At 47.7% G+C, this 20,086-nt stretch carries 17 protein-coding genes; 8 read left to right on the top strand and 9 right to left on the bottom strand.

Annotation, left to right across the window (positions count from 1 at the left end):
* Positions 1-26: 26 nt before the first annotated feature.
* Positions 27-1,199 (bottom strand): acyl-CoA dehydrogenase family protein, encoded by a 1,173-nt coding sequence (locus K2Q26_04315; GenBank protein MBY0314717.1) that lies wholly within the window; start codon positions 1,197-1,199, stop codon positions 27-29.
* Between the two features lie 101 nt (positions 1,200-1,300).
* On the opposite strand from K2Q26_04315, the gene purD reads away from it, so the two are divergent.
* Positions 1,301-2,551, top strand: coding sequence for a phosphoribosylamine--glycine ligase (gene purD, locus K2Q26_04310; protein ID MBY0314716.1), 1,251 nt, complete (start codon positions 1,301-1,303; stop codon positions 2,549-2,551).
* Positions 2,552-2,554: 3 nt separating this feature from the next.
* Here purD and K2Q26_04305 read toward each other — a convergent pair whose 3' ends face one another.
* On the bottom strand, positions 2,555-3,157 hold the full coding sequence (locus K2Q26_04305; protein MBY0314715.1) for a hypothetical protein: 603 nt from the start codon (positions 3,155-3,157) through the stop codon (positions 2,555-2,557).
* 297 nt (positions 3,158-3,454) lie between these two features.
* Between K2Q26_04305 and K2Q26_04300 the strand changes: the two genes are divergently transcribed.
* Complete coding sequence (locus tag K2Q26_04300) at positions 3,455-3,943, top strand: glutathione peroxidase (GenBank protein ID MBY0314714.1); 489 nt, start codon at positions 3,455-3,457, stop codon at positions 3,941-3,943.
* A gap of 3 nt (positions 3,944-3,946) precedes the next feature.
* Here K2Q26_04300 and K2Q26_04295 read toward each other — a convergent pair whose 3' ends face one another.
* The 3 genes from K2Q26_04295 to K2Q26_04285 form a co-directional block, all read right to left on the bottom strand.
* Positions 3,947-4,507 carry a hypothetical protein gene (locus K2Q26_04295; protein MBY0314713.1) on the bottom strand — a complete coding sequence of 187 codons (561 nt, stop codon included), beginning with the start codon at positions 4,505-4,507 and terminating at the stop codon, positions 3,947-3,949.
* Between the two features lie 15 nt (positions 4,508-4,522).
* On the bottom strand, positions 4,523-5,923 hold the full coding sequence (locus tag K2Q26_04290; protein MBY0314712.1) for a sigma-54 dependent transcriptional regulator: 1,401 nt from the start codon (positions 5,921-5,923) through the stop codon (positions 4,523-4,525).
* Positions 5,924-6,059: 136 nt separating this feature from the next.
* Complete coding sequence (locus tag K2Q26_04285; protein MBY0314711.1) at positions 6,060-7,853, bottom strand: PAS domain-containing sensor histidine kinase; 1,794 nt, start codon at positions 7,851-7,853, stop codon at positions 6,060-6,062.
* Between the two features lie 155 nt (positions 7,854-8,008).
* Between K2Q26_04285 and glmU the strand changes: the two genes are divergently transcribed.
* Positions 8,009-9,418: a bifunctional UDP-N-acetylglucosamine diphosphorylase/glucosamine-1-phosphate N-acetyltransferase GlmU gene (gene glmU, locus K2Q26_04280; protein ID MBY0314710.1), complete on the top strand. Its 1,410-nt coding sequence runs from the start codon at positions 8,009-8,011 to the stop codon at positions 9,416-9,418.
* A gap of 3 nt (positions 9,419-9,421) precedes the next feature.
* Positions 9,422-11,275, top strand: a complete 1,854-nt coding sequence (gene glmS, locus K2Q26_04275) for a glutamine--fructose-6-phosphate transaminase (isomerizing) (GenBank protein MBY0314709.1) — start codon at positions 9,422-9,424, stop codon at positions 11,273-11,275.
* 124 nt (positions 11,276-11,399) lie between these two features.
* Here the strand turns inward: glmS and K2Q26_04270 are convergent, their stop codons facing one another.
* Positions 11,400-12,461, bottom strand: coding sequence for a DNA translocase FtsK 4TM domain-containing protein (locus tag K2Q26_04270; protein ID MBY0314708.1), 1,062 nt, complete (start codon positions 12,459-12,461; stop codon positions 11,400-11,402).
* Positions 12,462-12,607: 146 nt separating this feature from the next.
* Positions 12,608-12,919, bottom strand: a complete 312-nt coding sequence (locus K2Q26_04265; GenBank protein MBY0314707.1) for a DUF721 domain-containing protein — start codon at positions 12,917-12,919, stop codon at positions 12,608-12,610.
* Between the two features lie 16 nt (positions 12,920-12,935).
* On the opposite strand from K2Q26_04265, the gene trmFO reads away from it, so the two are divergent.
* The 4 genes from trmFO (at position 12,936) to K2Q26_04245 (ending at position 19,163) form a co-directional block, all read left to right on the top strand.
* A complete protein-coding gene (gene trmFO, locus K2Q26_04260; protein ID MBY0314706.1) occupies positions 12,936-14,324 on the top strand; it encodes a methylenetetrahydrofolate--tRNA-(uracil(54)-C(5))-methyltransferase (FADH(2)-oxidizing) TrmFO in 1,389 nt (462 codons plus the stop codon).
* A gap of 181 nt (positions 14,325-14,505) precedes the next feature.
* Complete coding sequence (locus K2Q26_04255) at positions 14,506-16,329, top strand: hypothetical protein (GenBank protein MBY0314705.1); 1,824 nt, start codon at positions 14,506-14,508, stop codon at positions 16,327-16,329.
* 84 nt (positions 16,330-16,413) lie between these two features.
* The gene (locus K2Q26_04250; GenBank protein ID MBY0314704.1) at positions 16,414-17,634 is read left to right on the top strand and encodes a hypothetical protein; all 1,221 of its coding nucleotides are present in this window, start codon (positions 16,414-16,416) and stop codon (positions 17,632-17,634) included.
* A gap of 29 nt (positions 17,635-17,663) precedes the next feature.
* Complete coding sequence (locus K2Q26_04245) at positions 17,664-19,163, top strand: hypothetical protein (GenBank protein ID MBY0314703.1); 1,500 nt, start codon at positions 17,664-17,666, stop codon at positions 19,161-19,163.
* Positions 19,164-19,166: 3 nt separating this feature from the next.
* Here the strand turns inward: K2Q26_04245 and K2Q26_04240 are convergent, their stop codons facing one another.
* Both K2Q26_04240 and thyA read right to left on the bottom strand, forming a co-directional pair.
* Entirely contained in the window at positions 19,167-19,649 is a 483-nt protein-coding gene (locus K2Q26_04240; GenBank protein MBY0314702.1) for a dihydrofolate reductase, read from the bottom strand.
* The coding region (thyA, locus tag K2Q26_04235) for a thymidylate synthase (protein ID MBY0314701.1) at positions 19,646-20,086 on the bottom strand (441 nt) is incomplete at its 5' end. The genes thyA and K2Q26_04240, both read right to left, overlap by 4 nt.

Here is a 20,086-nt window from a genome sequence, read left to right as displayed (position 1 = left end):
GATAGGGAAGTCCTTTCAGGCTCGAATCACTTAAAGGCCGCGATTCCGGTGATGTGTTCGCCGAGAATTAGGCGGTGGATATCCTCAGTGCCTTCGTAGGTGTTGACGCTCTCGAGATTCATCATGTGACGACCGCATTGGTATTCTAAAGTGATTCCCGAGGCTCCCAGAATGTCTCGGGTGATTCTCGCTATTTCAAGGGCTTTAGAGACATTGTTCATTTTAGCCAGCGAGATTTGCTGAGGAGTGGCCGTATTGTTCTCTTTCATTCTTCCAAGCTGGTATGAAAGGAGTTGGCCCTTTGTGATTTCACTTAACATGTAGACGAGTTTCGCCTGAACCAGTTGAAATGAAGCGATGGGCTTATCGAACTGAATGCGGGTGAGGGCATAATTTTTGGCTTCGTCGAAACAGGCCATCGCGGATCCCATGGCTCCCCAAGAAATTCCATAGCGCGCATGATTCAAACAGCTAAAGGGACCTTTAAGTCCACTGACATTCAATCGATACTCTCCCGGAATCACGCAGTTTTGGAAAATCAGTTCAGAAGTGACCGAGGCATTGAGACTGAATTTTTTTTCAATGGTGCGAGTTGAAAAGCCCGGTGTGTTGGTAGGGATGATAAAGCCTGTAATGCGATCGCTTTCATCTTCAAGTTTCGCCCAAACAATAGCGATGTCGGCAAGTCCTCCATTAGTGATCCACATTTTGCTGCCGTTAATAACGTAGTCGTTTCCTTTTTTCTTCGCCCGAGTTTGCATGCCTGAAGGATTCGAGCCGTGATCGGATTCGGTGAGACCAAAGCAACCGATCACTTCGCCACGAGCCATCGCGGGCAGAAATTTATTTTTGACCTCTTCGCTGGCGTAAGCCCAGATAGGAAACATGCAGAGGGCTCCTTGCACACTGATCGCACTACGAATTCCACTATCGGCGCGCTCAAGCTCCTGCATTATCAAACCGTAACTCACATGACCTAAGCCCGCACATCCGTAACCCGTAAGGTTGGCTCCCAGTGCTCCGAGTGCGCCTAATTCTTTAAAGATATTTTTGGGAAAAGTATGGTTGTGATAATGCGTAGCGATTGATGGCATTATGTTCTGAGTAACGTAGTTGCGGATCGAATCGCGGACGGCGCGCTCCTCGTCGGTGAGGAGAGAGTCGATGTTGTAAAAATCGAGGGCTTCAAAAGGCTTCATAAAATCCTTCCTGTAGAATCTCCCCAAAATCAGTTTTCATTTGCGGAGAAGGGCAATTCCCAGTAATTTAGGGCCAATTTTAAAATGAGTAAAGGATCAATATGCGCATATTAGTTATTGGCCAAGGTGGACGCGAACATGCTCTTGTCAGAGCCCTTTATTTTTCTCCATCGACCACCGAAGTGCATGTGGCTCCCGGTAACCCAGGCATGGTTCAAGCCATTATTCATAAAATCGACATTAGTGATAAATCTCAGGTTCTCGCCCTGTGCAAAAAGTTTTCTTTTGATCTCGTTGTGATTGGACCGGAGCAACCGCTGGTGGACGGGCTCGCCGATGACTTACGTAAAGCCGGGGTTTTAGTTTTTGGCCCCAGTGCCAATGCCGCACAGCTCGAGGGTAGCAAAATCTTCACAAAAAACTTCCTGCAGTCGGCCGGTGTACCCACGGCGGCATTTAAAGTGGTGACTTCCGTCGCACAAACTCTCGAAGCGGCTCCAAACTTTACCCCTCCGTATGTGCTCAAGGCCGATGGCTTGGCGGGCGGAAAAGGTGTTGTGATTTGCTCTCAACTTGAGGACCTCAAGCGCGCGGCCGAGGATTTTTTCGAGAAGAAAACTTTGGGGGAAGCTGGAAGCAAGGCTGTGCTTGAGCAGTTTATGCCGGGTTATGAGTTGAGCTTTTTCGTTTTGACCAACGGGTCGCAATTTGAAGTGATGCCACTGGCACAAGATCATAAACGCATTGGGGATGGTGATACTGGTCCCAACACCGGGGGAATGGGAACTGTGGCTCCGATCCCTGTGCCTGAAGACGAGTACAAAACCATCATCGATAAAATTGTGACTCCCACGGTTAAACATCTGGGAGAGAGTCATTTGTTCTATAGAGGCGTGCTCTTTATCGGGATCATGATGACCGCGGAGGGTCCATCGGTTTTAGAGTTCAACACTCGCTTTGGAGATCCTGAGGCTCAAGTTCTTTTGCCTTTATTGGACGGAGATTGGGCTCAGACGATGCTTTCTATCGCTAAGGGGGAGATTCGTCGTTTGCGTTGGAAAAACATTTCTACAGCCTGCGTAGTGATGGCGGCGGAAGGTTATCCTCAGTCGGTAGTCAAAAACTCAGTGATTGAAGGCGATTTGATGGCGCAGACCTCTTCAAGCTACATCGTTCATGCGGGTACTGATAAAAAAGACGATCAATGGGTCGTTAATGGGGGGCGTGTTTTGGGAATTATCGGAATTGGTTCTTCCCTCCGCGAGGCCATCAAGAAAAGCTATGACCTTGCCGAGACGGCTCGTTGGAAGGGCATGCAAATGCGTCGGGATATTGGGAAAAAGTATCTCTAAGATCTACCAGCGGCAGTTGAGCATGACGTATTGAGACGTCTCCGCTCCGGTGAGAGCGGTTTCGATGGCGATCGTTTTATCGGTCGAGAGAGAGTGCTCAAACACCATCATCAAACGCGCGTCGTCCATGTCATAGCGTAATTTAGCTTTAGTAAATCCTGTATACTGGATCTGCGCGAATCCTTGAAACGCTTCAAATCGGAAATCAAATCGATGCGGCATATCTTTTTCGTCGTAAACTTTGATCCCTGTCTGTGTTCCATCCTTAAAGCGATCAGCAGTTTTTTCGAGGAAGGTCCCTTGAAATAAACCCGCCTTAATCATTCCGCGAGCACTCTTATCCATAAAACGTTTGAGAATAAAAGAGTCTCGGTAGACGCGAACGTTCTCCTGAGGCGCCCAATCGTAATAAACGTTTTCTTCTTTGCGTTTTTGAGCGGAGTAGCGAACCAACTGGGATTGGAGATCGGCGTCAAGAAGATCAAGACTTGCACGGCTTGTGGTAAAGCTTGGGACCGGCTCGTAAAACACCTCACCGGAGGCCGCAAAAGCATTGCACCCCAAGACAAAGGATAAAAGAAAAAGAAAGCCCACCCCAAAGTTCATACTGCTGTAGAGAGAGCAAGCCCAATGCCACCAGGGAAAATCATGAGTCAGATAGGTGACTTAAGAAATTCGTGGTGTAGCGAGCGTGTAGATCGGTTTTAGGACCGCGATAAAATTCACCTCTCCGCCCCCACTGTCAAATCTTGAGACACTCAACACTTTTCTAACAGTCCGGCAGATGTCCGGCAGGTACGCCGATACTTTTTGAGAACCGGCGCGCAATCACGACGCGCAGGTTCTCAAAAAGTATCGGCGTACCTGCCGGACATCTGGTATAGAGGGGGGGGGAGGTGTTTGATGAAGAATTCTATTTATGAATTTGATGTGAAGGATGCGAGTGGTAATAAATTTTCTTTTGCGGATCATCGTGGGGAAGTGATTTTGGTGGTCAATGTCGCTAGCCAATGTGGGTTTACTCCTCAGTATGATGAGCTCGAAGCTGTTTATGAAAAGTATAAAGGCCAAGGCTTCACTATTGTGGGCTTCCCTTGCAATCAGTTTGGAGGCCAGGAGCCTGGAACCGATTCCGAAATCATTGAATTCTGTCGTAAGAACCACGGAGTGACTTTTCCGATCATGAGTAAAGTCGAGGTGAACGGCGCCAACGCCGAGCCGGTTTATCAATTCCTGAAAGAAAAAGCTCCGGGTTTATTGGGGAGTGAAATGATCAAATGGAATTTTACAAAGTTTTTGGTGGGAAAAGATGGGAAAGTGATCGACCGATACGCCCCAGCCACTTCTCCGAAAAAGATCGAAAAAGATATCGAAGAGGCGCTCAAAGCGTAGGGTTTATTGGTTCATCTCTTGGACAGCTTCGCTGGAAATATCGCGCATGTTTTCCGGGAAGGCGGTCTTTTCTGTGGTTTCTGGAAGCAGGCGAGCTTCGCAGGCGCTGGCTTCCAGCACAAGATTATTAGCGCTATCCACGCAGTATCCTGTTTCTGCGAGAAAAACCGGATGTCCCCCAGCCACGGTCGAATCCGCGTACACATCGAGCTTCTCTGCATTGGCGCAGTTTCTCATATCGGAAATCGAGTTGGTTCTGCGGTAAATGCAGTAGTCTGCTTTTTGCTGACTTCCATGAACCAGCAATCTTAGGAATCGATCGGGAGTGGCGTGTTCTACCACCTGGGAGATCATGGGCGCTTCGGAACAGCTTTCGTGGCTGCTATTGATTTCCTGTCCGCTGGCGCGCTGATAACAACGGATCGTATTCGTCCCTTGATAACTGTAACTCACCTTAAAGTATTCACTGCGTGTGGTGTCCGCGTTCGGTTGTCGATAAGGATTTTTTAAAGTCGAGCAAGCGGCGGCGCCGAAAAGCACCGCGATCAATAATAAATTCTTCATGGGAAAAGACCTTTCCTAAACGATAATCTCATTGGGTGGGCGTAAGCCTTTTTTCTTAATCTTCTCCACCAGTGTGGTGCGATTGAGTTTAAGAAGAGCGGCCGCTTGATTGCGATTCCATCCCGTTTTATTGAGAGCATTCAAAATCAATTGGTTCTCGTAAGTATCGATGGCGGAATTAAAATCGATACCATCTTCGGGGATGTCTGTTGGAAGGGCATGATAAGCGCCTTGCATGTTTGTTCCAAAATGGTCAGGAATATCCTCGATATCGATCATTCCTTCGCGTTTTAAAATACTCGCGCGTTCGATAAAGTTTTCTAACTCGCGAATATTTCCCGGCCACCCGTAATCCATCAATGTGCGCATCGCTAGATCGGAGACTCCCGTAATGCGAGAACCTTTTTTTGAATTAAAAGAGGTAATAAAGTGCTGAATCAAAATAGGGATGTCGGTCTTTCGCTCGCGGAGGGGAGGAATAAATATAGGAATAACATTAAGACGATAGTAAAGATCTTCGCGAAACTTATTATCACGAACGGCTTCTCCTAAATTAATATTTGTCGCCGCTACGACTCGAACATCGGTTTCGGTCGTTTTTGAACTTCCCACCTGTTCGAACCGGCGCTCTTGCAGAACGCGCAGGAGTTTCACTTGCAAATTCATACTCAGGTCGCCGATTTCATCTAAAAATATTGAACCATGATTGGCGAGTTCGAATCGACCCTGACGATTGTTGATAGCTCCAGTGAAGGCCCCTTTGACATGACCGAAAAGTTCGCTTTCTAAGAGTTCCCCGGGAATTGCGCCGCAGTTAATAGGGACAAACGACTTGGCCGCACGAGGAGAGTTGTAGTGAATGGCTTTGGCGATGAGTTCTTTACCGGTACCGCTTTCGCCGGTGATTAAGATTGTGGAATCCGAATCTGCAACCTTCTCAACGAGTTTCAAGACCTTTTGAATGCTTTCGCTCTGGCCGATAATGTTGTCAAAGCGGTACTTACTATAAAGTTGGCTCTTTAAACGCTCGTTCTCGGTCATGAGTCGAGTGTGCGACAAGGCCTTATCTGTCAAAAGGTTCAGTTCCTCAATATTAAACGGCTTCGTCATAAAATGATAAGCGCCAAGTTTTGTGGCCTCAACGGCAAGATCCACCGAACCAAACCCAGTAAGAACGATCACGGGTGTGTCGTTATACTTTTGTTTCACTAATTTAAGGATTTCGATCCCATCTCCATCGGGCAACTTGATATCTAATAGAGCCAAGTCGATCTGCGATTCGTTCGTGATCACATGCTCGGCTTCCTTCATGGAAGACGTGGTGATGACCTGAAAACCTTTACGACTGAAGATCCTGAAGAGTGCCGCGCGCAACGTCTGATCATCATCTACAACAAGAATTTTGATGGGATTCATTATTACTTAATTCCTTCCTGGAATTTTTCATTTTGTTTTTTGGAGGTCTCGAGCTCCTTCGAGACATACTTAAAATAGTAGGTGAATGTTTTGACTGTGTCAATTTGGCACCGTCAAAAAAATGTGAAATATTTTTTTAACCGATTCTCGGAAAGCAAAGACAGAAGCAGGTTTTGCCGTCTTTCTGAGGAGTTACGACGAGCAGACCTTGGTGTTCCGAGAGAATCTGTTGGGCTAGTGTAAGGCCCAGTCCTGAGTGACGATCTGGATCTTTGGTGGAGAAGAGAGGGTCAAAAATTTGATGAACAATTTTTTCGTCCAGGCCAGCTCCGTCGTCGATAATTCGCAATGTGTAGCCGGAAGCCTCCTCACGAAGATTGACGGATATTGTCCCTGGAAACGTTTCCTCTTTCTTTCTTCGGGTGAGAATGGCCTCGTAGGCATTTTGTAAAACATTACAGATTGCCTGCGCTAATGGGTTGAATCGTCCATGGACCATAATTTTTTCTTCGGGCCATTGTAAATCAATTTTAATTCCCAGGGCGCGAGTGCGGAGTTCGGTAATGAGAATAGCTCGGTGGACCACCTCAATCAGCGAGAGGTCTTGAGCCTCACCCAGACTTCCGTGACGAGTAAAGTTCAAAAGATTCTGAACGATATCTTTACACTTCAACGCGCCCTTTTCCATCTCAATAATATCCTCGTAAAGCGGATCGTCCTTACTTAAGTCCATTCGAATGAGCTGAATAAAATTTAACATACCACCGAGTGGGTTATTAAGTTCGTGGGCGATACTACTTCCGATTGTTCCGAGTTCTGCCATTTTCGCCGATTCCACAATTTGTCGTTCCAGACCCAGCTGTCGGGAGATGTCTCGATAGAGATGGAAATAATTTTTCTGATAGTCGATTTGCATGGTCTGGCTAAAAACATCATACATGTGCGAGGAGTCCTGCTGGTCGCGAAGGCGGAAGTGATTGCCGCGATGGCAATCCACGCAGGGACTGGTTCGCTTAAAAAGAGCCTCGTAACATTTGACGCCTTCGATGGATCGTAGTCCGCTCCTTTGTAAAAAAGTTTGATTGGCAGAAGTCAGATTGTAGTTCTCGTCGATCAGACAAACAGGATCGGAGATGGCGTTAAAAGTCGATTGCCACTGGTACTGGAGTTCGTTGTTTTTTTCGATCTGGAGAAGTTTATCGACGCTGAGAATGATTCCCTCGCCGAGAAGATTTAACAGTTGCTTCTCTTCTTTTTTGAAAGGTTCCATATCTTTACCTTCACGAGCGAAGACAAGATCGCCGTATTTGATTTGGTCGCGAAGGATAGGAATTCGGTACGAGCTTAAATACGGATTTTTTTCAACACTCATTTCGGAAACATTGTAACTGAATTCGATTTTAAACCAGGAGAGATTCATGGACTCTCTCAAGTTGGAAGTGACAATCACTTCGAGATCCGAGATGGTCTCGGCACTGTGAATGGCCAGCAAGCACTTGTGGAGAAACATGTTTTTTTTGTTGGTGACCGAAAGTTTCTGTTTGGCCTCTTGTAAGTGGGCTTGCCGCTTTTCGATCTTGGCCTCAAGGTCGACCGAGATTTTTTTGAGTTCTTTGTTTTGATCGTTAAAGAGCTCGACGAGAGATTTTGTCTGTTGGAGCTCTCGCACCGTTTCAAAGGCGCGGTTAATATTTTTCTCGAGCTCCGTCGGGTCATTTTTAAAGGTGATACTCAGTGGCTTAATGATGTTAAAAAGCTCCACCAGTTTTTCCTGCGGAAGTTGGCAATTGAAGAAAATGACCTGGGTTTGGAATTTTTTATCCCGCACTTCGGAGAGTAAAGCCTCAATTTTGGCACTATGAGTTTTGGACCCCTCGATGATCAATAGCAAAGGCTCCGCCGTAAAAACAGGGTGTTGTAATTGTGTCACATTTTTTGTGACGACATCCCAATCTTTTTGTGGAGGTGTACGGTCGAAAATGTACTGGATTTCACTTGGAGCCACTTTTTGATTATTCCCGTTTCCCCTCGAGAGAGCAAGATCTTGAATTGACTCTCCCGAGGAGTTTTCGTAATTTGTCTCGAATGACAAATACCAATACCCAACAACGCGAATTAACAGCCATTATTCTAGCCGCAGGCCAAGGCCAGCGCATGAAGTCCCCCTTACCAAAGGTCTTGCACCCGATTGCCGGGCGACCGATGATTCAATATGTAATCGAGGCTGTACGCAGCTTGCGTCCTCAGGAGATCCGTGCCGTTGTGGGTGTCGGTGAAAATCTAGTTCGTCCGATGTTGGAGCCCCAAGGAATTTCCTGTCACCGTCAGGTACAGCAGTTGGGCACGGCGGATGCGGTAAAGTCGGTCAATATCGAGAGCCTTGAAGGAACTGTTCTTATCATTAACGGCGATCATCCTTTGATCGAAGGGAAAGATCTCGAAGAGATCATAAAAAAATTCGACAGAAGTGGCGCCGACCTGAGCGTTGTCACCGTAGAATTAAAGCATCCTGGAAAATTTGGCCGTATCGTTCGTCATTACGAAAACATTAAAGCGATTGTCGAAGCCAAAGATGCCTCGGCAGAGACCCTCAAGATTCGCGAGATCAACACCGGAATTTATCTGGTCAAAGCAGACATTTTAAAAACTTATCTTCCAGGAATTAAAAATCAAAATGCGCAGAATGAGTACTATCTGACGGACATCGTATCGGCCTGCGTGGAAGCAGGGAAGCGAGTGACGGCGATCCCTGCGCCTAAGCATGTGGCGATGGGTGTAAATACTCAACAGGAGCTTTCTGAGGCCTCGCGCTGGATTTTTAAACGCAACGCCCGCAAGGCCATGGAAGCTGGCGTGATCATCATCGATCCGAAGGCCACTTACATCGAATCGGAAGTTATGATTGGAGCGGGGAGTGTTTTATATCCCGGCTCCTTTCTCAAAGGGCAGACCGCCATTGGTCCTTTTTGTGTGATTGAGCCGAATGTGTTTATTCAAGATTGTTTGATTGAGCAGGCGGCGCAAATTCGTGCGGGATCTTATCTTGAAAAATCTTTGGTCCGTACTAAAGCGACCGTGGGCCCTTACGCTCGACTTCGCCCGGGCACTGATATCGGTGCAGAGGCTCACATTGGGAATTTTGTGGAACTCAAGAAGGCACGCATGGGGGCCAGGTCCAAAGCGGGTCACCTCACTTATCTTGGTGATGCCGAAATCGGCGAAGATACGAATATTGGGTGCGGGACGATCACTTGTAATTACGCGGTCGATAAAAAGAAGTACGTCACTAAAATTGGTAAAAATGTTTTCGTCGGAAGCGATACTCAATTTGTGGCTCCCATCACCATTGGCGACAATGCGGTGATTGGCTCAGGTTCCACGATCACTAAAGATGTTCCGGAAAATGCGTTGGCAGTGGCTCGCGGTAAACAAATCGTTAAAGAGAATTACGTGAAGCCTCAGCCTCAGTCTGAACGAGATTCAGAGAAAGAATAACATATGTGCGGGATTGTTGGATATTACGGCCCTAAGGACACGGCGCAAGTTCTAGTCAACGGTTTAAAAAAGCTTGAATACCGCGGTTACGATAGTGCTGGCGTGGCCATTCTAGATGGGTCACACATTGGTGTGGTGCGAGCCAAGGGGAAGTTGAGCGCTCTCGAGGAGAAACTCAAAAAAGAGCAGCTCCATGGAAATTTGGGAATTGGTCACACGCGCTGGGCCACTCACGGCATTCCGTCGGAGCGCAACGCTCATCCTCACACTGTTGATGGTGTCTGCCTGGTTCATAATGGAATTATAGAAAACTATAATGAGCTCAAAGAGGAATTGGTAAAGGCGGGAAGTTCCTTCGCCTCCGACACGGATAGCGAAGTGGTCGCGCATTTGGTGGCGCGGGAACTTAAAATCACTCCAGATCTTTTGAAGGCGGTCCAAAAAGTGATACCTCTTTTACGGGGCGCTTACGCGATTCTTGTGATCTGGGACGAACAACCGGGCCACCTCGTCGCCTTTAAGAACGGGCCGCCACTCTTAGTGGGCTTAGGCGAGCAAGAAACTTTTGTGGCGAGTGATGCGCACGCCGTACTTCCCTATACCAACAAAGTCATTTACCTCGAGGATGGTGAAGTGGCTCACGTTGAAGATCATAAAATGACGTTCTTCGCAGCGAATGGTGAAGAAGTTCAAAAGAAAGTGACGACGATCAATTGGGGAGCCGAAGAGGCGGAAAAGAAAGGATTTAAGCATTACATGCTTAAGGAAATCTTTGAGCAACCGAAGTCGGTTTCGTCGGTGTTACAAAATTACGTGGATCTGGATTCTCAAAAAGTAAAGATGGATGATTTACATGTCGGTCCGATGCAAAGCTCCACGTTTAGCGATGCAGATTTAAAAAATGCAGAACGCATATTTATTTTAGCCTGTGGGACAAGTTACTACGCGGGCATGTATGCAAAGTATATTATCGAAAAGCTCGCAAAAGTTCCGGTGGAGATTGATTTTGCGAGTGAGTTTCGCTACCGCGAGCCAGTGATTCCCCAAAAATCGTTAGTGATCGTGATTTCGCAGAGTGGAGAAACAGCGGATACGCTCGCCGTCCTTCGACAGGCGAAAGAGGCCGGCGCTCAAGTTTTAAGTATCACGAACACCAAAGGATCGACGATAGATCGCGAATCTCACGCGCATGTATACATGCATGCGGGCGTGGAGATTGGCGTAGCGAGTACAAAAGCGCTGATCAGCACGTTGACGGTACTTAATCTTTTGGCGGTTAAGATAGGGCTTCTGCGCGACACTTTACCGCCCGGTGAAGATAAAATACTCATTGCAAATCTATTAGCTCTTCCCAGTCAGATGGAAGCGGTGTTGTCTTACGATAAATTCTTCGCGAAGACCTCGGATGCTTTTAAAAAGTATAAGGGCTTTCTTTATCTTGGGCGTGGCGCCAGCTACCCGATAGCTATGGAAGGGGCGCTCAAGCTTAAGGAGCTGGCTTATATGCATGCCGAAGGCTATGCCGCAGGCGAGATGAAGCACGGTCCTTTGGCGCTGATCGACGAGAATATGCTAGTGGTGGTGATTTGCCCTAAGGATCAACATTACGAAAAAACGATGAGCAACTTGCAAGAGGCGAAAGCCCGAGGTGGGCAGATCATTTCTATCGGAACTGGCGATGATGAGGCTTTAAAAGCACTGAGCTTGCATTATCTTTCGCTCCCCGAGAGCCATTGGTCGACGACCGGTATTCTTTCGACGATTCCTCTGCAGCTAATGGCCTACCACGTGGCCGACGTTTTAGGTTACGACGTGGATCAGCCGAGAAATTTAGCCAAATCGGTCACCGTCGAATAGTTTCGATATCAAAGCGCGCAAATAAAAAAGGCGACTCGAGGTCGCCTTTTTAGTTGATGCCAGTCGTTCTGAGCGCGAGCGAAGAATCTCGTGAGATCCTTCGCTACGCTCAGGGCGACGGAGTTTATTTCTTGCGAGCTTTGCTTTTGCTGGCAATTTTAGTCGCAGAGGTTTTAGAAGCCATCTTGTCCATAAGCATTTTATCCATTCTAGACAATTTCTTAAGGCTGTTCAGAGTGTTCTGGAAACCTTGAGACGCCGCTGATTTTACAGAAATATTCTCTTCCAATTTTGCAGAAGATTTTTTTTCTTTTTTGATGTCCTTAGCGACTTCTTTAAGATCTCTGACGATTTCCTTTTTAGACTCTTTTTTGATTTCTTTTTTAACGTCTTTTTTCTTAACTTCTACTTTTTTTTCTTCTTTTTTTACGTCTTGAGTTTCTTCATCGCGGCGATAGATGTGAAAGTGATCTGTAGCTTTGTGCCATGAGTTCGAAATCCATTTGCCGGTGTGTGCGGGAGAGTTGACGACGGCTTCCGAAATTTCGTTCCCTCGCAATAGAAACTGCAAACCATTGAGCAACGACGTATTCGCAGTTTTAAATCCTTTAATGGAGGCATTGCGTGATAAAATCGCTGCGGATTTAATGGCCGAGAACACTTCGGTCAGTTCAAAAAATCCAGCGATGACTGCCGCGGAGATCATTCCTAAGGCTAAAAGAAGGATTGAGCCGTAGAGCCCTAGGCCGGAATATAATAGATGCCCTAAGTGAAGACCCACAAATCCACCAGAGCCATACTTCAAAGACACTGTGGCTGGGATTTCGAGGAAGACTTGAATGACCGATAGGGTCACAGCGAAAAGAACCATGATAATCGCGTGAGCTAATAATGATAACCCAAGTAAAGATCCCTGAAGTTTAAAATCTCGAAAACTAAAAACATGAAAGTTCGTGATGTAACCCATATGGAGAGAGATCACGGTTAAATAGAAGAACGCATAACCTAAAAGCGAAAATAAACCAGCGTCAAGCGCGGCTCCAAAAGAACCAAGGATGTAAGTGAGGCTCTCTGTTGATAAGGTCAGATAAAAAACCCCGCTCAAAAATAACGAGAATGCGAGCATTAAGCTAAAGAAAAACACGATTTCCTGCAGCTGGCTTTCGATGGAATGTTTTAGTTTCATGGGCAACCTCTTAATGAATAAAATGAATCCACCCGGGTTGTTGCAAGATAAAGACCTGGTTTAAAAGAATTGTAGGAGTGTATAAACCTTGGAGTGACAATTATTGCCCATAGAGGGGTAGAGTCAGTGACGTAAATGTGTCTGTTTTATTTATGGATTAACTGTATAAAATCCACCCAATTATGTCCTATGTGAGCATTCACTTTAATTTTAATTTCATCAAGTAAAAATCGGATCTCGTTGAGCCAAACAGAGTTGGTGACTTCGATGACGAGGCGGCCACGATCGTAGCCGACCGGCCGACTGTGTTTCCCAATTGTAGGTCCTACAATGGAGGACCACTTTCCTTCGAGCTTATAGCGGGTAAATCCATCTGCCAAAGGAGACTTGCTATTTTCAAAAACTCTTTGTAGGACATCCGCTGCGGTCGCGGGTTTTATGGATTCGCGTTTTTTCACAGAGGATACATAACATATGATTTCGCAAGATAAAACATTTGATACGGTCCATGTGGTGGGCGCTGGTCTTGCGGGCTCAGAATGTGCGTATCAACTGGCAGAGCGGGGTTATAACGTTATAATTTACGAAATGCGTCCCCAGGTTATGACACCGGCGCACAAAAGTCCCCATTGCGCAGAGTTGGTTTGCTCCAATTCCTTTGGTAGCGAGTCGGAGTCGTCGCCCTCGGGGCAACTCAAGTGGGAAGCGGGACAATTAAGATCTCTCATTTTGGAAAAGGCGAAAGCGGCCCAAGTTCCCGCTGGCCAAGCTCTTGGAATGGATCGCGAAGTCTTCGCGAGAAGTGTCGACGAAGTTTTAAGAAATCATCCCCGCATTCAGTTTAAATCCGAGGTGGTTACAAGTTTAGATCAGGTCCCTCGTCCGTGTGTCGTCGCGACGGGCCCCCTGACTGGTGAAGCTCTGGCTCAATCGATGCTCGATCATTTTGGCGACAAATTTTTGTATTTCTTTGATGCCATCGCGCCGATCGTTTCCGAAGATTCGATTGATATGTCTATCGCTTGGAAGGCGAGTCGCTGGGGAAATGGGACGGACGATTATATAAATTGCCCTCTCAACAAAGAACAGTACGAAAGATTCATCGACGAAATCGAGCGAGCCGAAAAAGTGGAGCCGAAGGAGTTCGAAAAAAACACACCTTATTTTGATGGCTGCATGCCGATCGAAGCGATGGTGGAGCGAGGGAGAGAGACGCCACGATTTGGTCCGATGAAGCCCTCAGGATTAGATGATCCCAAAACAGGGCGCTGGCCCCACGCCGTGGTTCAGTTGCGCCAGGATAATAAAGAGGGCACGGCATTTAATATCGTGGGATTTCAAACCAAGATGAAATATCCCGAGCAAAAAAGAATTTTCAGAATGATCCCGGGCCTGGAGAATGCCGAATTCTTAAAGCTCGGAAGTATTCACCGCAACATGTACATCAATTCTCCTCGCAGACTCTCGCCAGACCTCTCCAGCCGTAAAGACCCACTTTTGTTTTTCGCGGGGCAAATCACCGGAGTCGAAGGATACTTTGAGTCTGCTTGTATAGGTCTATTGGTCGCAGGCTTCCTAGACCAAAAGATAAAAGACGAGACATTTAATCCTCCTCCCCGAGAAACGGCAATGGGTGCGCTTTTGGCCGCTATCACATTAGAGGACAAGGATAACTTTCAGCCTACGAACATTAACTTTGGTCTTTTTCCTCCGCTATCTATTAGTAAGAAGCTTCCTAAAGATGAAAAGAAGCGCAGAATCATCGAAAGAGCCCGACAAACGTTTAGTGCTTGGGCTTTCGATAGCAAAAAGCCCGACCAATGCCGAGCTCACCTGGGCCTGAGTGAATCCGTCTCAAACTGAGACGCGCGCTAGACTACCTTTATTTTTTTCTCAAAAAGATGACGATTTTTGTTAGACTGTATCTGATTGATGCAGGCATCTGGGGAATTCATCGACTTAAATTTGCGGAAAGTTGAATGTCTGCGGACAAAAATATTCCAGACGATAGATCTTTAAGAGACTAAGGAAAAGAGGAATGAAAATGATGAGACTCTTAACGACGATTTTGCTAGTAGTCTTTGGCTTAAGCACCGCCGGCGCCAAAGTAAAGGATAATTACTCCGCAGTAAAGTTCAACTGGGAGGCTTTTCAAAAGCTATCAGAATCTGATCAGTTGAATTACATCAAAGGATACATTCAGTTCTTTGAAGAGATCGAAGCGGCGAATAGCAAATCGGGCAAGAAAGCCGCTCTTTGGGAAACATTGCTCCTGATCGAAGAAGCCTACGCGGCCGATTACTTCTGCTTTAATGGCGGTATTGCTTATCGAACTGCAAACCAAGCGGCTTGCGGAACTGGAGCCCCTCCGGCATCTGCAGCCCCGGAACTTTTTTCCTGCGGCGCCAATCAAGCTCGTTGTTCTTTAGTGTTCGGCGTCGGTTCCAATAATAAAGGTTTTTGCTACAGTACAGAAAATAATGGTCGTCGCACAGCTACTCGTCAATGTCGTATCGCTGCCGAAGCCGGCGGTGGACCTGCTCGCATCGCGCAAGCGGTGAGACGTTGTGGTCAACCCAGTCCTCCTGCGAATTGCGCCCCATTACGAAGAGCTCTTGATGCCGACACGGCTCAACTTGCAAGTTACTGCTCCGAGGGTCATCACAAAGCTATGTGTCAGGGGATGGTCGCACGCAATAACATCATCAATGGACGTCCCGCAAGAGCGACAACTCCAGCCACCGCTCAGGCGACTCCGGCATCTAGCCTCGATGACAGAGGATCAGGTTGCGAAGATGCGCGTATGAATGCTTATGGGGTCGGAAAAAATATGGATCCCGTTTGGAACAGACTCATCCGTATGGCTGCCGCTTCTTGTGATTCTAAAGGTCGTCCAAGTGGAGAAATCATGCGGACCGTGGGTATTTGTACCAATCGACCAGCGCGACCGACGGGCAATGCGGCTTGTGCGGCAGCGCAGACCGCATTTGAAAATTGTCTTGGAGTTTCGCAAAATTTAAATCAGCCAGAAGATCCTTCGAATGAACTTTACGCGACCAAGGCTTCGGAACTTGGTGGAATGGGTCAAAAGTGTCATGGTCAGAAGGTCACATTAGATATGTGTACGAGTCGCGGGGCTGGAAGTGTAGCTGCGGCAGAGGAAGTGACGTCTCAACAGATCGAAGGTGCATTGAATGATCAGCGCGGTGATTTGATGAGAATCGTGCAAAAGGTGGAGCGAAATACGAATTTATCTGCAGCAGAAACACGCCAGTTTGAGGAGTTTTTTGGTTTAAATAGCTCTGAGTTTAAGAGCGTCTTCTGCGCAAGTTCCCCTGCGGATTTCCGAACAAAGATGGAAGCCGCTCTTAGCAGCCGCCCTGCAAATATGAATGCCCGTCGTCAGCGTCTTGAGAACTGCTTTAAAGAAACAAACTTTGAAAGCCGAAGTGAGCGCGATTCTGAGAGACGTCCAAGAGTAACAAGCAACTATTCTCCGAAGTGTGAATCGACGAGAGCCACGTCTGTAAATATCGATAGTTTTGCGAATGAGGCAGGCAAATATATCGCGAAGGACAAACAAAGCGGCCGCTGTTACAACGTTGAAGTTTTAAATGGATTACCGACAAATATGAGATCTGATGAAATTCCAAACTGCTCTCGCCAGTCGGGAAGTGTAACAACGAATAATCGTTTTGTACGGTTGAACCACGGTATCTCGGGCGGACCTAGTTCACAACCTCAATATGCATGTTTACATGATGTGGTTCAGGGTGGGAAGTTCGAGCTCGAAAGAGCTGTATGCCGTACTTCCGATGGCGAAGAGATTCAGAATAGCCCAGAAACCGAGAGAGGCGTCGGACGCTAATTTCGTGTACCAATCTGAGACATCTCTCAAAGATGTCTCAGAGTTTTCCAGGTTTTGTCATAGAATTAAAACATGGGGACTCTCTTGCGTTTTTCCATTTATTGGATCTTAATTTTCTTCTCTTCAGGATCTTCGGCGAATGATACCCTCAGTGATGATGTGCTTTGTGCGAATTCTGCAATAGAAGTTCAAAACGGAAATACCGCAGAGGCCGCAAATTGTATCCGGCTCTGTTCAGTCACATCAGAGCATGTGAGCTACAATACAATGAGTCGAAACCTTCAAGTTTGTAGGAGCGCCGCTCTTTCCTCTCAAGAGACAAATTGTATCGCTGGTGCCATCGGCCCTCACACCGGTGAAAGTGCAAAAAGTTGTGTGGACACTTGTAATCAAGCTTTGCCAACAGCTTTAGATCGAAACGCCGTTCAAGAGGCATTGCGCGCATGCACGGCCCAGTTAGGCAATCCCACCCCACGGACAGCTTCGACGACACCGACAACTCCTGCGGATCGGCGTCGGGAGGGAACACCGGATGAGGCAGCAACGCCACGACCTGATCCCCAAGCAAATACCGCCGCGACCCCTCGGCCCACAGAAACTCCTCAAGCGAATGCCCCGAATCCTTTTGGCGCCGGTATGGCGGCGGGATTGGGAGCGGCGAGCACTCCTAGCATAGATATCAATTCAGATCCGTCAGCCATTCAATTTGGACAAAGTGGTCCTCAGCCGAACGTGAACTACGCTTCCGACGCTGTCGGAGGTGGTTACGGTGGTGGAGGAGCTCCTGCATATAGCGATCACACACCGTTTATGGGGCCCGAGGGTATCGGCGGCGGAGGCCGAAGCGGTGGTGGTGGCGGTGGGAATCAGCCTCCGGCTCAACCCATGGGTGGCGGTGGAGGCGGCGGACTCGCTGGTGGTGGTGGCGGAGTTTCTCCTGGTGGATCTAAAAAAGGGGGGCCCGGAGGATTTGGTGGATCACCACTGGCACAGCAACTTCAAGGTATCGGACGCAATTCATTTTATGGAGCCGGCGGCAGTATGAGTAATCCAGTAAGAGGTGCCGTGAAGTCGACACCGCCTCCTCCTCCCGCAAAGTACGTGAAGAAAACCGATGAGAGTTCCCAAGCTCTCGGCCGATTGTTCGGTTCACAGCGAGCCACCAGTGCGACCAATCGTTTTTCAGGATTTATTCCTGCCGGTGGCATGAGTTGCTTAAGTACAATTTTTTGTAACGTTGAAAATTATTTTGAAAGAGAAACACGAAATCCAAGTTCGGTGCTGACCGGGGACTCTCAGCCATAAAATAAAACTTGGATCTTAGGGGTACGTTTTTGTTGATCATCGGATGGTTCATTTTTTTCATTTCTATGGAGAGCTATGCGGCCGCTCCGTCAGGTGGAAACTTAGGTTTACCGCCTCGGACGATAACCGGCCTTCCTGTCAGTGGCCAATCTCAAGGAACGTCCCCTTCACTCACTCCGTTGCCTCCCGCTCCCGAACCTATTAACGAGGAAGCGCGTCGAGCTCGCGAAAAAAGCGAAGATGATGATGCTAACAACAGAGAGGGGTCTACAGGCGAAACATGTACACGTAAGCTCCGACGCTGTGGAAAAAATATCGATTACAGTACGTTTTGCGTGATGGCCAGTCGAGACACTCCCCACGACTGCGTTACGGATGTTCGCTTCAAACAATGTGTATCCAGTTGCACAGCTCTGTCAGAAAATGATTGTAGTGGGGACGAGCGAAGACTCCTCGCGAGTCTAAAAAACAAATGCACGACTCTCCAAAGTCAAATCCCGGGCAGTAACGTGGCTCCATTGGTGCAGCAGCAGTTTCCTGAGCCTCAGGGTTTTTACGATGTGAATCCGGCGTCGACGGCACCTGCGCCCGTTGAATCTCCGGCCGCCGCTCCTTTGCCTGTGGTGGGACCGACTCCGATTCCACGACCTCAACAACCTACTCCGGCGCCGCATGTGCCCTTACCTCCGGTTCGCCCTGCGCATTTGAATCCACCGCCTCAAGATGTTAATCCCGCGACAGCTCCCGCAGACTCTCCGACAGCACCTCCTTCGAATGCTCAGGCCCAACCGAGTCCTTCGGCATCTCCAACTTTAGCTCCCTCCGAATCTTCGGGTCCGAGTTTTTATATTCCAGACACATCGACCGCTTCGCGCAGTGAAATGGGCGGCAGTGAACTTCCCACCATGCCCCAACAGCAAGTAGATCCTTCGAGCATTTCGTTTAATAACTCCTCGGCTCTCGGTGGAGCGATTTCAGCGGCTTCCGACGGAGTGAGCTCCGATGGAAGTGGCGGGGGCGGATCCTCTTCAGGGTCGGCTGGACGAGCGACCTCGGCGAGCGAGGGCACAGGCAGAATGAGCTCAGGAAGTGGTGGAAGTTTTCAGGAAACAGCGGGAGCGCCGGCGATTCAAGGCGGATCGGTTTCGCCAACACCTCTACGTCCAAGTGCGAGTCGAAGTGGTGCAGTGAGTGCGCCCGCACAGTCGCGAACGTATTTGCCAGGTTTTAATAGCCAGTATCATCGGCCACCCGCTGCCGTTTCCTCCTATCGACCGAGTACCTATGGACGTTCTCCTTCGGCAGTTCCGGCGAGTAAAAAAGTCAAGGGCCCATCCTCACAAACTCTATTTTCGCGAATCCGTGGCCGTGTGGATGCTCGTTATGCGCAGGTACAGCCCCGAGTTCCGGCTTCGCCGGCTCAAAGAAATCATGAGTTGGGTCAAGGGATTCATTCGGTGTTCGAGCAAGTGGTCCAAAGAGCGAATCACTTTCAGCTCGATCATAACGGGAACTTAAAAAATCCGTAAAAATTATTTGGGTTCGAAGATGCAAAACGAATAATCGACGCCATTTTCGGATCGTTTGTCTTCGCTCACTAATTTAAAATCTTTATTCCAGTCAGGATAGCGGGCATCGCCGTTAAATTCTTTATCGATGAGTGTGAGATATAATCGATCCGCCATATCTAAGGTGTGTTTATAAATTTCCCCACCGCCGACGATAAAGATCTCTTCGCTCCATTCACGGGAGTCTTTGCAGAACGCGATCGCATCTTGAACACTCGTGAACGAGCGACAGCCTTCGGCTTGATAATCAGGGTCTCTCGAAACAACGATGTTTAATCTTTTAGGAAGAGGCTTACCTAAAGACTCAAACGTTTTTCGTCCCATGATGATGGCGCGATTTAAAGTTTTAGCTTTAAAATACTTAAGATCTTCCGGCAAATGCCATGGCAATTCACCTTTATTCCCGATAACACCGTTTTTGCTGACGGCCGCAATATGGCTGATCAAACTGAAACCTCTGCCGTTATGCGAGGATGAGGATTGTAATCCACTAACGTAAAGTCTTCGTATCGGAACTCGAAGATGTCCTTAATTTTTGGATTTAAAATCATCTTTGGCGCTCGTTTAGGCTCTCGAGAAAGTTGCAAGCGAGCTTGATCCAAGTGATTCAAATACAAATGGGCATCTCCCAAAGTGTGGACAAATTCGTAAGGTCGTAAGCCGCACACCTGCGCGACCATCATTGTCAGAAGGGCATAGCTCGCGATATTAAACGGAACTCCTAAGAACACATCGGCGCTTCTCTGATAAAGCTGACAGGATAAGCCCTTGTTGCTCACATAAAACTGAAAGAACGCGTGGCAAGGAGGCAGTGCCATCGTGTCTACGTCACTCGGATTGTAAGCGATGACCAAATGTCTTCGAGAGTGCGGGTTGGTTTTTAA

Source organism: Bdellovibrionales bacterium, assembly GCA_019750295.1.
Taxonomy (GTDB): Bacteria; Bdellovibrionota; Bdellovibrionia; order Bdellovibrionales; family JAGQZY01; genus JAIEOS01.
This window is presented reverse-complemented; position numbering and strand designations above follow the sequence as displayed.

What these genes read in the sequence shown, in the direction of transcription:
- K2Q26_04315 (MBY0314717.1), bottom strand. Translation starts at nt 1,199, where the DNA reads ATGAAGCCTTTTGAAGCCCTCGATTTTTACAACATCGACTCTCTCCTC.
- purD (MBY0314716.1), top strand. Translation starts at nt 1,301, where the DNA reads ATGCGCATATTAGTTATTGGCCAAGGTGGACGCGAACATGCTCTTGTC.
- K2Q26_04305 (MBY0314715.1), bottom strand. Translation starts at nt 3,157, where the DNA reads ATGAACTTTGGGGTGGGCTTTCTTTTTCTTTTATCCTTTGTCTTGGGG.
- K2Q26_04300 (MBY0314714.1), top strand. Translation starts at nt 3,455, where the DNA reads ATGAAGAATTCTATTTATGAATTTGATGTGAAGGATGCGAGTGGTAAT.
- K2Q26_04295 (MBY0314713.1), bottom strand. Translation starts at nt 4,507, where the DNA reads ATGAAGAATTTATTATTGATCGCGGTGCTTTTCGGCGCCGCCGCTTGC.
- K2Q26_04290 (MBY0314712.1), bottom strand. Translation starts at nt 5,923, where the DNA reads ATGAATCCCATCAAAATTCTTGTTGTAGATGATGATCAGACGTTGCGC.
- glmU (MBY0314710.1), top strand. Translation starts at nt 8,009, where the DNA reads ATGACAAATACCAATACCCAACAACGCGAATTAACAGCCATTATTCTA.
- glmS (MBY0314709.1), top strand. Translation starts at nt 9,422, where the DNA reads ATGTGCGGGATTGTTGGATATTACGGCCCTAAGGACACGGCGCAAGTT.
- K2Q26_04270 (MBY0314708.1), bottom strand. Translation starts at nt 12,461, where the DNA reads ATGAAACTAAAACATTCCATCGAAAGCCAGCTGCAGGAAATCGTGTTT.
- trmFO (MBY0314706.1), top strand. Translation starts at nt 12,936, where the DNA reads ATGATTTCGCAAGATAAAACATTTGATACGGTCCATGTGGTGGGCGCT.
- K2Q26_04255 (MBY0314705.1), top strand. Translation starts at nt 14,506, where the DNA reads ATGATGAGACTCTTAACGACGATTTTGCTAGTAGTCTTTGGCTTAAGC.